The following is an 11,628-nucleotide window of genomic DNA, read 5'->3' on the forward strand; positions in this document are numbered from 1 at the left end:
CGCAATCTTCGGAAAACTCATTCTTTTCAACGATATGATCAGCCCAAAAATGGTTTTCGGTATTTACCGGGGATTAGCGGGCGGCGTCTAAGATCATCAAGGCATTTCTGCTGACACGGCACTCCAACATACTCCTGAGCGACAAGGGATTTTCGGATATGAGCCATACGGAAACGACCTATACCTCGTGGTTTGAGCGCATCAAAAGCGCGCTGATCGGCGCATTGGTCGGCCTTGTTCTGCTTATCGGATGTATCTGGCTGCTGATATGGAACGAAGGACGTGCGATCCAGACCTATCGCGCTCTGTCCGAAGGCGCGTCACAGGTGATTTCGGTCGATGGTGCGGCTATCGATTCGGCCAATGAAGGCAAGTTGGTCCATATCAGTGGCGCGGTGAAATCCGATCAGATCCCGCAGGATAGCCAATTCGGCGTCATCGCCGATCGGGCCGTCGGCCTTTCCCGTAGCGTCGCGATGTATCAGTGGGTGGAAAAGAGCGAGAGCCAGACCAAAAAGACATTGGGTGGCGGCGAAGAAACGACGACGACCTATTCCTACACCAAGGAATGGCGCTCGGACATCGTCGATTCGAGCCGCTTCAAGCAATCTGATGATCATCAAAATCCAACCAGCATGCCTGACGGCGCCACCTTCACGGCAAAAACGGCGCATGTCGGCGCCTTCTCGGTACCAGGCAAGGATGTGGCGGGGATCGGCGACTATTCGCGACTCGCGCTCACCGACAGCGACGTGCAGCGCATAGCGGTGCAGGTTGGCGCCAGCCGGCCGGCAAAGCGCAATTCCGAGGGTGCCTATATCGGTCTGAACGAAAACCTGCCCGACGTCGGCGATCTCAGGATCACCTACCAGAGAATCGACGTGGAAACGGCAAGCATCGTCGGCAAGCAGAGTCACAGCGCGCTCGTTCCCTACGAGACGACCAACCACCGCGATATTTTCCTTACCGCTGATGGCCATGTGGATGCCGGCCAGATGTTCAAAACGGCAGAGAGCGAAAACAGCATTATCACCTGGCTTGTGCGCGCCTGCGGCCTCATCGGCTTGTTCGTCAGTTTCAAGCTGATGTTTGCGCTCCTGCCCATCCTCGCCGACCTGATTCCGTTTCTCGGCTCGGTCATCGGCTTCGGCACGAGCATCGTGGCCTGCGTGTTGACACTGCTCGTCGGCCCTGTTGTCATCGCCATAGGCTGGTTCGCCTACAGGCCGCTGTTGTCCGTCGGAATCATTGCGGGCGGCATATTGCTTGCCGTGATCGTCACTCGCCTTCGCAGAAAAGCACCGCTTTCTCAGCCGCAGCCGGCCTGATCTCTTTCCAAGCCTAGCCCTTCAGCCAGTCACTTGGCCGGTGCGCCGTCGCTGATACGCAGCTGGATTCTGCGCGAGCCCTGATAGTGTTCGGCACCGAGCGAGCCTGCGACATGCAGGTTGGCGCCGCGAGAGTTGAGAAGCAGGTTGCCGAGCGGGGTCTCGGCAGCCCTGAAGGCTATGCCGTCGAGGCGCGCACCGTCCATGGCTTCCAGCGTCACCTTCACATGCCGCTCGCCGACCAGGCGGGAATCACGCACACGATGCGCCGGTATGGCAAAGACTGGCTGGGAATGTCCCGAGCCATAAGGCCCCGCCGTTTCCAGACGGTCGATAAGCTCGATCGTTGCGCCGCTTGCAGCGATAGCACCATCGATCTTCAGCGTTTCATTGGCAACAAGAGCCGATACCGTCTTCTGTGCTTTCTCGATGAAGAAGGCTCTCAGCAGGCCAAGCTTGCCGCGCTCGACGGTCAAGCCGGCAGCCATGGCGTGACCACCGCCTTTCACAAGCAGTCCCTCGTCGACCGCTGCACGCACCATCCTGCCCATGTCGAAGCCGTTGATCGAACGCCCCGAACCGGTGCCCCTGCCTGAGGGATCGAAGGCGATGGCGAAGGCGGGTCGCTTGAACCTCTCCTTCAGGCGCGCGGCAATGAGGCCGACAATACCGGGGTGCCATTTCTCATGCGCGGTGACGATAACGGAAGCCCCCTCGCCGTCTCCATACTCGGCCAGCGCTTCGGCCTCGGCCTCCTGCAGCATGATCGCTTCCATGGCTTGCCGCTCGCGGTTGAGCTCGTCCAGCCGCTGAGCGATGGCTTCGGCTTCTACGGCATCGTCCAGCGTCAGCAGGCGGCTTCCCAGCGCAGCATCACCGATTCGCCCGCCGGCATTGATGCGCGGGCCGATCAGGAAGCCGAAATGATAGGGCGTAACAGGACCTGCCAGGCCCGCCTTGCGGAATAGTGCCGCAAGACCGGCATTGCTCTGGTGGCGCGCCGCGACCAACCCCTTGACCACATAGGCGCGGTTGAGGCCCTTGAGGGGCACGACATCGCAGACGGTCGCGAGCGCCACTATATCCAGCCACTGCAGGAGATCGATCGCGAGAATGCGCTTGTCTCCAGCCTCGCGCAGCAGGCGCAGCGTTGCAACCAGCACCATGAAGACGACACCGGCCGCACAAAGATGCCCTAGCCCGGAAAGATCGTCTTCGCGGTTTGGGTTGACGAGGGAGTGGCAAGGCGGCAGCTCGTGTGTCACCTGGTGGTGATCGATGACGACGACATCGATGTTGCGGTCCGCGGCAGCCGCCAGCGCCTCATGACTGGTGGAGCCGCAATCGACCGTGACGATGAGGCTAGCGCCGTTGTCGATCAACTGATTGATGGCCGTCGGGTTAGGCCCGTAACCTTCGAAGATGCGATCGGGAATATAGATATGCGCCTTGACGCCGAAATGGGTCAGGAAGCGATACATGAGCGCGGAGGAGGCTGCACCATCGACATCGTAGTCACCGAAGATCGCGACGGGCTCGCCGTCACGGATCGCAGCGGCAAGGCGCTTGGCGGCCTTCTCGCAGTCCGTCAGCTTGTAGGGGTCTGGCATGAGGCTGCGGATGGTGGGATCGAGGAATTCGACTGCCTCATCCACCGTCACGCCGCGGCCGGCAAGCACACGTGCGATCAGATCCGGCAGGCCGTGCATCTGCGACATGGCGAGCGCGCGGTTCTGCCCCGCCTGATCGAGGCGTGAAACCCAGCGATTGTCGAGAACCGATTTTTCGACGCCCAGGAAGGCACGCGGTACCGGATCGACCTGATCTGCCATGCCAAACTCCGCTTTCATCATCTGCCCTTTTTACAGATGCAGGGCAGATAGCAAAGCGGTGATTTCAAGCCTGTGGATTACCAGAAAATTGCCCAGATAACCAAGCCGATAACAAGCAGCTGGACGAAGAGGATCGAAAGCAGGATCAGGAGCGTGGCCCAATTCCGCCCTCGCGGCGCCTCGCGCTCGAAGGCAGCTCCAGGCGCCGTAGGGTCAGATTTCTGCAAGCCCGCCTGAGGGTTTTCGATCTCCGTCCGAACATGATCATGCGTATGCTCGATATTCCTCAACCCGCGACTCCAACGGCTCCCAGGTTGATTATATCTATATCTACATATCTGTTAATATAAATTCGGCGAAATGCTTTGATTAATAACAGAAAACCCGTCCGAGCGACCTCGGACGGGTTGAACCGTTCCAAATTGGAACAAAGCGTCAGGATTCTTCCTTGGGACGCTCGATGCGGATGACCTGTGGTTCTCCGACGAGGTAGCCTTCTTCCTTGATTGCAGCGACCGCCTTGCGCACCGAATCCTCCATGGTCGCATGGGTGACGAGGATGATCGTCTGGTGGTGCGAGGGCGCCAGATGCTGCTTGGAACGCTGGACGATCGATTCCAGCGAAATTTGGTTTTCCGCCATGCGCGTGGCGACGCTGGCAAAAACGCCGGTGCGGTCGAGAACGGTCAGGCGGATGAAATAGCCGCCCTCATGGCTCTGGATCTGCGCCTTGCGGTAAGTCTCAAGCGACTTGGCAGGATGGCCGAGAACGGGAACGCGCTGGGCGCCCGGCTGGCTCTTGGCGATGTCGGCGATATCGCCGAGCACCGAAGAGGCCGTGGCGTTGCCGCCGGCGCCGGGGCCGACCATCAGCAATTCGCCGAGGATATCGGATTCGATTGCGACCGCATTGGTAACGCCATCGACCTGGGCGATGACGGAATCGACCGGCACCATGGTCGGATGCACGCGCTGTTCGATGCCGGTATCCGTGCGTTGGGCGACGCCGAGCAGCTTGATGCGGTAGCCAAGGTCGGCGGCGGCGTGGATATCGTCGATCGAGATATTGGTGATGCCTTCGAGATAGATATCGTCGGCGGCGATCCTGTTGCCAAAGGCAAGCGTCGTCAGGATCGAAAGCTTGTGGGCGGTGTCATTGCCTTCGATGTCGAAAGCCGGATCGGCTTCGGCATAACCGAGGCGCTGAGCTTCCTTCAGGCAATCGGCAAAGGACAGGCCTTCCTTCTCCATCTTGGTGAGGATGTAGTTGCAGGTGCCGTTCATGATGCCGTAGACGCGCGAGATCGTGTTGCCCGTCAGCGATTCACGCAGCGCCTTGATAACAGGGATGCCGCCGGCAACGGCCGCTTCGAAGTTCAGGAGCGAGCCCTTTTCTTCGGCGATCGTCGCAAGCTCGACGCCGTGATAGGCAAGCAGCGCCTTGTTGGCGGTCACCACATGGAGACCGCGGGAAAGAGCGGCGCGAACAGCTACGTTTGCAGCCCCTTCAGCGCCGCCGATCAGCTCGACGAACACGTCGATATCGGCCTTTTCGGCCAGTTCTTCCGGACGCTCGTACCAGGTGATGCCAGTCAGATCGATGCCACGGTCCTTCGAACGATCACGCGCCGAAACTGCCGTAATCGTAATCGGGCGTCCGCAGGTGACTGCAAGTTCATTGCTTTTCTGCCTGATGATGCGAACAAGCGAGGCGCCAACGGTGCCCAAGCCCGCAATGCCGATTTTGAGGGCATCTGCCATGGATCGATCCTGAAATGTCTAGTGAGAGACAGCCGCAAATCTGCGGCTGTCTTCGAGGTTGGAATTAACGGTGGGCGTTGAGCGAGATAACGTTGTGCATCGTCTCGTCCGCCGTCGACATGAACTTCTTGATGTTGCGCGCAGCCTGGCGGATGCGGTGTTCGTTCTCGACAAGCGCCAGACGAACGTAATCGTCACCCTGTTCGCCGAAACCGATACCCGGGGCAACGGCGACGTCGGCCTTCTCGACCAGAAGCTTCGAGAATTCCAGCGAGCCGAGATGACGGAACTTTTCCGGGATCTTCGCCCAGGCGAACATGGTGGCAGCGGGCGGCGGCACTTCGAAGCCGGCCTTGCCGAAGCTCTCGACCATGACATCGCGGCGGCGCTTGTAGACGTTGCGGACTTCCGCAATGTCGGAACCGTCGCCATTCAGGGCATGGGTTGCGGCAACCTGGATCGGCGTGAAGGCACCGTAATCGAGGTAGGACTTCACACGCGTCAGTGCTGCGATCAGCCGCTCGTTGCCGACCGCAAAGCCCATGCGCCAGCCGGGCATGGAAAAGGTCTTGGACATGGAGGTGAATTCAACCGTCACATCCATTGCGCCCGGCACCTGCAGAACCGACGGTGGCGGCTCGCCATCGAAATAGATTTCCGAATAGGCAAGGTCCGACAGCACGATGATGTCATGCTTCTTGGCGAAGGCGATGACGTCCTTGTAGAAGTCGAGGGTCGCCACGAAGGCCGTCGGGTTCGACGGGTAATTCAGGATCAGCGCCAGCGGCTTCGGGATCGAGTGGCGAACGGCGCGTTCCAGCGGCGGGAAGAAGCTCTCGTCCGGCTCGACCGACATGGAGCGGATCACACCGCCAGCCATCAGGAAGCCGAAGGCATGGATCGGATAGGTCGGGTTCGGGCAGAGGATGACGTCGCCCGGTGCGGTGATGGCCTGCGCCATGTTGGCGAAGCCTTCCTTGGAGCCAAGGGTAGCGACCACCTGCGTATCCGGATTGAGCTTCACGCCGAATCGGCGCGCATAATAGGCAGCCTGCGCGCGCCGCAGACCGGGAATGCCCTTGGAGGACGAATAACGATGGGTGCGCGGGTCCTGAACGACCTCGCAGAGCTTGTCGACGATCGCCTGAGGGGTCGGAAGATCAGGGTTTCCCATGCCGAGATCGATGATATCGGCCCCGCCCGCTCGCGCGCTCGCTTTCAAACGGTTGACCTGTTCGAAAACGTAAGGCGGCAAACGCCGGACTTTGTGAAACTCTTCCATCTCTTTCCCCATGGAAATGCGGCCAACCTGACCGCTGTCGAAGCTCGTTCCGTCTCCCGGCATCTGCGATACGAGCTTCAGACTCGCAGCGCCGTATTCCTCTTCAACTTAACTGCGCGGCAAATCTTTGACGGAGAAGCCGCGCACGAAGCGCATTATCGGGAAAATTGCGTCTTCCGATCCATCCGGAAGGCTTTGCGTCCAAATCGCCTTAAAGGCAAGGCTTATTTGGTGATTTCGGAGAGCGTCGCGGCCCCGTGGTCGGCGGCAAGCGCGCGCATCTCGGCGACGCGACGCTGGTACTCCGCTTCCGAGATTGCGCCCGACTGCCGCTTGGCGGTCAGGGCCGTCAGCTGGTGCTGAAGCTCGGCCGCCTGTTCGTCGCTCATCTGCACATTGGCGGCCGTCAGCGGCGCACCGAACGACGGGTAGCCGTCCGGGCTTTTGGTAAGGCCGCCTTCAACGGGTTCGCCCTTGGAGGCCGGCATCACGACTGCCGTCGGCGCTGCCATGCGCTGGGCAAAAGCCTTCTTCTCCTCAGCGGTCTTGTTGCATCCGGCAAGCGCAATGGCCATGGCCGCGGCCGCCGCGCAGATTGCTGCGGTGCGGGTGAAGGTCGCGATATGCCCAATGCCTGTCGTCGTCATGCCTGATGATCCAATCCTGCCTGCTTCGACTGTTAAATTCGTCGCAGCGACAAAGCAATAGCATGAGAGCGGGCGCGCGGAACTTGTTTTCTTCATCGCCGCAGATGTACAACGAATGAACAGTGGATGCTGCCGCCGGAGGAAGTGCGTGACCGACAGCAAGCGGGAGAATGGTGCAAAGGTGGATTTCGACGCCAAGGATCTCGATCCCTATCTCCTGAAGGATCCCGAGGCCATGGCGATGAACTTCGCCCGTGCGCTCGAAAACCTCGGCAGGGCAGCTTCGGCGTGGCTCGGCCCGCGTGAGCGCGGCGAAATCTCCGACACGGTCGTCGAACCCGTCACCGATATGGTGAAGACGCTCTCCAAGGTGACGGACTACTGGATTTCCGATCCGCGCCGAACCTTCGAGGCGCAGACGCAGCTGATGAGCTCGTTCTTCGGCATATGGATGAACTCCGTGCAGAGGATGCAGGGCAGCCCGCTGGGAGCGGAACCGATCGCACGGGTGGATAAGCGTTTCGCCGACGAAGACTGGCAGAAGAATCCCTTCTTCGAATTTTTAAAGCAGGTCTATTTCGTGACCGCCGACTGGGCCGAAAAGCTGGTTGCCGAGACCGAAGGGCTGGACGAGCACACCAAGCACAAGGCCGGCTTCTATGTGAAGCAGATTACGGCAGCGCTCTCGCCCACCAATTTTGTGGTCACCAATCCGCAGGTCTACCGTGAGACGATCGCAACGAGCGGCGAAAACCTCGTGCGCGGCATGAGGATGCTGACCGAGGATATCATTGCCGGTCGCGGCGAACTCCGCATGCGCCAGACCGACATGACCAAATTCGCCGTCGGCCGCGACATGGCGCTGACACCGGGCAAGGTGATCGCGCAGAACGAAATCTGCCAAATCATCCAATACGAGCCATCGACGGAAACCGTGCTCAAGCGGCCACTGCTGATTTGCCCGCCGTGGATCAACAAATTCTACATCCTCGATCTCAACCCGCAGAAATCCTTCATCAAGTGGTGCGTGGACCAGGGACATACGGTCTTCGTCATCTCCTGGGTCAACCCGGATAGCCGCCATGCGCTGAAGGACTGGACGGCTTACGCAAGGGAAGGCGTCGATTTCGCACTGGAAACGGTCGAGAAGGCAACCGGTGAGAAGGAAGTCAACGCCATCGGCTATTGCGTCGGCGGCACGCTGCTTGCCGCAACCCTTGCCCTGCACGCCAAGGAAAAGAACAAGCGCATCAAGAGTGCAACGCTCTTCACCACCCAGGTCGATTTTACCCATGCCGGCGACCTGAAGGTCTTTGTCGACGAGGAGCAGCTTCAGGCGCTGGAAGCGCATATGCAGGCGCTCGGCTATCTCGACGGCTCGCGCATGTCGACAGCCTTCAACATGCTCAGGGCGAGCGAGCTCATCTGGCCCTATTTCGTCAACAACTACCTGAAGGGCCAGGAGCCCCTGCCCTTCGACCTGCTGTTCTGGAATGCCGATTCGACCCGCATGGCTGCGGCCAATCATGCCTTCTACCTGCGCAACTGCTATCTCAGGAATGCGCTGACCAAGGATGAGATGGTCCTCGACGGCAAGACCTTGTCGCTGAAGGACATCAAGATACCCATCTACAATCTCGCGACCCGCGAGGATCACATCGCGCCGGCAAATTCCGTCTTCGTCGGCAGCCAGTTCTTTGGCGGCAAGGTGCAGTTCGTTGTTGCAGGCTCCGGTCATATTGCCGGCGTCGTCAATCCGCCGGACAAGCATAAGTATCAGTTCTGGACCGGCGGCCCGGCCAAGGGCGACTATGATGCATGGCTTGCCAAGGCAAAGGAGACGAGGGGTTCCTGGTGGCCGCACTGGCACGCGTGGATCGAATCGCAAACCGGCGAGCGCGTGGCTGCCCGCAAGGTGGGTGGAGCAGCACTCAATGCGATCGAGGAAGCTCCGGGCAGCTATGTGATGGCGCGCAGCTGAAAGCACAAAAATTTCCCGCCGCCTGGTCGCCCTCACCGAGCAGTGACATACCGATCGCGGCAAACCTTTGAAAAATAGCTTTTTCTAAGATATTACGTCTCTTTTCGCGACAATCGAAACGGAACCCTGCACCTGTAAACTAATTGGAAACCATAGTTCGTCATCCTTAAGAAACGGTCGCTTGTCGCGAATGGGCCAAAATTCGGCCTTTTTGGGCAGTTAGCGGCTCCGGCAAAGATCCGTAAGTCAGTGCTGCCGGCCTGCGTAGCGCGTTTTGGAAGACGAGTAGAGTATGGCGTTTGCGGTAGGGACGTTCAATAACGTCGCCCCTTTTGGCGGATCCGCTGTTCATTCAGGCAGATCTCGCGGTTTACTCACCGGCATCGCAATAGCCGGACTTTTGACCTCCACGTGGCTTATCGGCACGATTGCCACAATGCAATCCGTATCGATGCCCTTCTCCTCACCGAAGGAGATCGCTCCGGTCACAGCAGCACCAAGGCCAACGCCTGTTGCCGTCACGCATGAGCGGCTTATCCATGTCAATAAGGCTTCGCGGCTTGCAGCATTCAATGCCAAGCCGGTCATGCCGTTAACGGCTCAGATTATCCAGTCTCACGCCGAGAAGACCTCGGCGGCATCGAGCGCAAAGCTCGCGCTCGCCAAGACCAATCGCCTCCCCGTTGCCGTCGCGGAACTTCAGCCGGTGGCCGTCTCCGACAATCCGCGCTTCAACAAGGAAGACACTGTCAAGGCGGTGGCAGCCGTCGTCCAAACCGCTGCCGCCACTCCTGCCGAGGATGGCGCCGACCGGATCATCATCCCGTCGAAGGATGCAGTCGCTGCGGCCGAAATGCCGGCTATGCTCGCTCTAGCCGACGCCGGCCCACGCGTCATGCCCGCTCCCGTCGAACTGCTGCCGGCGATCCCCGCTGCTCTCGCCGCCAACAAGCCGGCCGAGATGGAGGTTGCCGAGGCAGACGATGGTGCGCGGCCTTTCGATCTGGTTCTCACCCCCGATGAGGATTCCGTACCGCTCCCGATGGCGCGGCCCGATGGCCTCGTCGGCAAGCCGGCGCCTGTCTCCAAGGGTTCGCAGCGGACTGCCGAGCCTGTGCTTGCCTATGCCAAGCCGAACTCGCCGATCGAAGATGACGAAGACGATGCGGTGCCGCGCTATGACAAGCCGGTCTTTACGCCGCGCTTGCGCGCTGGTGTGGCGATCTACGACATTGAAAACGCTACCGTCTACCTGCCGAACGGCGAGCGGCTGGAGGCCCATTCCGGTCTCGGCAAGATGCGCGACAACCCGCGTTATATTGATCAGAAAATGCGCGGACCGACGCCGCCGCACACCTATAACCTAACGATGCGCGAAGCCCTGTTCCATGGCGTGGCGGCCATTCGCCTGACGCCGGTGCAGGGTTCGGACGCGATCTTCAACCGTGTCGGTCTGCTGGCACACACCTATATGCTCGGCAGGAACGGCGACTCCAACGGCTGCGTTTCCTTTAGGGATTACAAGCGCTTCCTGGCTGCCTACAAGCGTGGAGACATCCGGCAGCTCGTCGTGGTGCCGCGGATGAACAACAAGCCGGCTTCGACACTCGCCTCGCTCTTCTCCTCACGCACCTAGAGCCTTTCCTGGTCAGATTGCAGCATTCTGTTGGCTCAAACGGAGTCGGATGGTCGACCGGCCGGCGCGCGTCGTAGCCCAGATCTACGGCCAAGCCGGCCGATCGATCAGGCGACCCGTTTCAGCCAACCCCGGTGGTTTGCTTGCAAACCAGCTAGGGCCGGGCATCTTTCCGCCAGGATCAAAGGCGATCGGCTCGGACGTACCTAGGGGTATGCCCTTCGCCCATCGCCTTTGCCCTGACGAAAACCTGCTCCGGCAGAATGCTGCGATCTGACCGAGAAAGGCTCTAAAGATTGGCCGCGAGGAAATCGGCGAGCGACCGGCTCTCCGCCGTGAGGCGCATCTTTCCCCTGACGAGTGCGAGTTCGGATGCCGGCTGCGGATCGAACCCGTCTGCTGCTCCAAGCCGGCGATGTTCAGGCAGGACGGCATCCGACGGCAGCAGGCTGATGCCGAGGCCTGAGGCGACCGCCGCCTGAACGCCCATCAAACCCTGGCTCGTATAGGCGATGCGCCAGCGCCATCCGCTGCGCTCGATGAAGCAGATCGCCCGTTCACGGTAGATGCAGCCGACAGGAAAAACAGCAAGCGGGACCGGCTCATTCCTCACCGACCGGCGCGTGCTCTCGACCCAGATCAGTTCCTCCTTCCAACTCGCCAGACAGGCACCATCACCGGGTTCCCGCTTGATCAGTGCCAGATCGATTTCACCCGTATCGAGAAGGCGGCGAAGCTCGACGCTCCAGCCGCTGACGGTGTCGAGCCTAATATGCGGTGAGGCAGCGGAAAAACCGGAGAGAAGATCGATGAGCCTGCGACCGGCAAAATCCTCGGGAACGCCGAGCCTGACGGTCTTGGGCGCAGCGGGCTTGCGCATGACGTCCATTGCCTCTTCTGCCGTCGCCAACAGACGTCGGGCATAACTCAAGAGAATTTCGCCCTCCTCCGTCGTCTGGATACCACCCGTCGATTTGTCGCGCAGAAGCAGGGTGTGGCCGATATTGGCCTCGAGCTTCTTGATCTGCTGGCTGACGGTGGACTGGGTCAGGTGAACACGCTCAGCCGCCCGCGTGAAGCCGCCGGCATCAACGACCGCTGCGAAGGTCCGGAGAAGATCGAGGTCAAAGGCGAAGCTCATTCGGTTTTCCACTGTCCGTA

General features: G+C 60.1%; 8 protein-coding genes and 1 pseudogene. 4 read left to right on the forward strand and 5 right to left on the reverse strand.

Annotation, left to right across the window (positions count from 1 at the left end; genetic code table 11):
• Positions 1-158: 158 nt before the first annotated feature.
• Complete coding sequence (locus AB4Z13_RS15485; RefSeq protein WP_439014859.1) at positions 159-1,328, forward strand: TMEM43 family protein; 1,170 nt, start codon at positions 159-161, stop codon at positions 1,326-1,328.
• A 29-nt stretch (positions 1,329-1,357) separates the two neighbouring features.
• Here AB4Z13_RS15485 and recJ read toward each other — a convergent pair whose 3' ends face one another.
• From recJ to AB4Z13_RS15505, 4 genes are all read right to left on the reverse strand, one after another.
• The gene (gene recJ / locus AB4Z13_RS15490; RefSeq protein WP_310383255.1) at positions 1,358-3,160 is read right to left on the reverse strand and encodes a single-stranded-DNA-specific exonuclease RecJ; all 1,803 of its coding nucleotides are present in this window, start codon (positions 3,158-3,160) and stop codon (positions 1,358-1,360) included.
• A 435-nt stretch (positions 3,161-3,595) separates the two neighbouring features.
• Positions 3,596-4,921: a homoserine dehydrogenase gene (locus AB4Z13_RS15495; RefSeq protein WP_007825159.1), complete on the reverse strand. Its 1,326-nt coding sequence runs from the start codon at positions 4,919-4,921 to the stop codon at positions 3,596-3,598.
• 64 nt (positions 4,922-4,985) lie between these two features.
• Positions 4,986-6,203 carry an LL-diaminopimelate aminotransferase gene (locus AB4Z13_RS15500; RefSeq protein WP_007825161.1) on the reverse strand — a complete coding sequence of 406 codons (1,218 nt, stop codon included), beginning with the start codon at positions 6,201-6,203 and terminating at the stop codon, positions 4,986-4,988.
• Positions 6,204-6,427: 224 nt separating this feature from the next.
• Complete coding sequence (locus AB4Z13_RS15505) at positions 6,428-6,850, reverse strand: hypothetical protein (RefSeq protein WP_113322389.1); 423 nt, start codon at positions 6,848-6,850, stop codon at positions 6,428-6,430.
• Positions 6,851-6,976: 126 nt separating this feature from the next.
• Between AB4Z13_RS15505 and phaC the strand changes: the two are divergent.
• The 3 genes and pseudogenes from phaC to AB4Z13_RS15520 all read left to right on the forward strand — a co-directional run bounded on the left by phaC (position 6,977) and on the right by AB4Z13_RS15520 (position 10,744).
• Positions 6,977-8,831, forward strand: a pseudogene (gene phaC, locus AB4Z13_RS15510) (class I poly(R)-hydroxyalkanoic acid synthase).
• Between the two features lie 292 nt (positions 8,832-9,123).
• Complete coding sequence (locus AB4Z13_RS15515; RefSeq protein ID WP_439014858.1) at positions 9,124-10,467, forward strand: DUF2778 domain-containing protein; 1,344 nt, start codon at positions 9,124-9,126, stop codon at positions 10,465-10,467.
• A gap of 49 nt (positions 10,468-10,516) precedes the next feature.
• Positions 10,517-10,744, forward strand: a complete 228-nt coding sequence (locus AB4Z13_RS15520; RefSeq protein ID WP_439014857.1) for a hypothetical protein — start codon at positions 10,517-10,519, stop codon at positions 10,742-10,744.
• Positions 10,745-10,756: 12 nt separating this feature from the next.
• On the opposite strand, the gene AB4Z13_RS15525 is transcribed toward AB4Z13_RS15520, so the two are convergent.
• Positions 10,757-11,608, reverse strand: coding sequence for a LysR substrate-binding domain-containing protein (locus tag AB4Z13_RS15525; RefSeq protein WP_439014856.1), 852 nt, complete (start codon positions 11,606-11,608; stop codon positions 10,757-10,759).
• Positions 11,609-11,628 lie beyond the last annotated feature (20 nt).

The sequence above is a fragment of the Rhizobium sp. YAF28 genome (assembly GCF_052113285.1).
GTDB lineage: Bacteria > Pseudomonadota > Alphaproteobacteria > Rhizobiales > Rhizobiaceae > Rhizobium.

Bases quoted from the DNA above. Each gene is read 5' to 3' on its own strand.
- recJ (WP_310383255.1), bottom strand. From the start codon at position 3,160: ATGGCAGATCAGGTCGATCCGGTACCGCGTGCCTTCCTGGGCGTCGAA.
- AB4Z13_RS15485 (WP_439014859.1), top strand. From the start codon at position 159: ATGAGCCATACGGAAACGACCTATACCTCGTGGTTTGAGCGCATCAAA.
- AB4Z13_RS15500 (WP_007825161.1), bottom strand. From the start codon at position 6,203: ATGGAAGAGTTTCACAAAGTCCGGCGTTTGCCGCCTTACGTTTTCGAA.
- AB4Z13_RS15505 (WP_113322389.1), bottom strand. From the start codon at position 6,850: ATGACGACGACAGGCATTGGGCATATCGCGACCTTCACCCGCACCGCA.
- AB4Z13_RS15525 (WP_439014856.1), bottom strand. From the start codon at position 11,608: ATGAGCTTCGCCTTTGACCTCGATCTTCTCCGGACCTTCGCAGCGGTC.
- AB4Z13_RS15520 (WP_439014857.1), top strand. From the start codon at position 10,517: ATGGTCGACCGGCCGGCGCGCGTCGTAGCCCAGATCTACGGCCAAGCC.
- AB4Z13_RS15515 (WP_439014858.1), top strand. From the start codon at position 9,124: ATGGCGTTTGCGGTAGGGACGTTCAATAACGTCGCCCCTTTTGGCGGA.
- AB4Z13_RS15495 (WP_007825159.1), bottom strand. From the start codon at position 4,921: ATGGCAGATGCCCTCAAAATCGGCATTGCGGGCTTGGGCACCGTTGGC.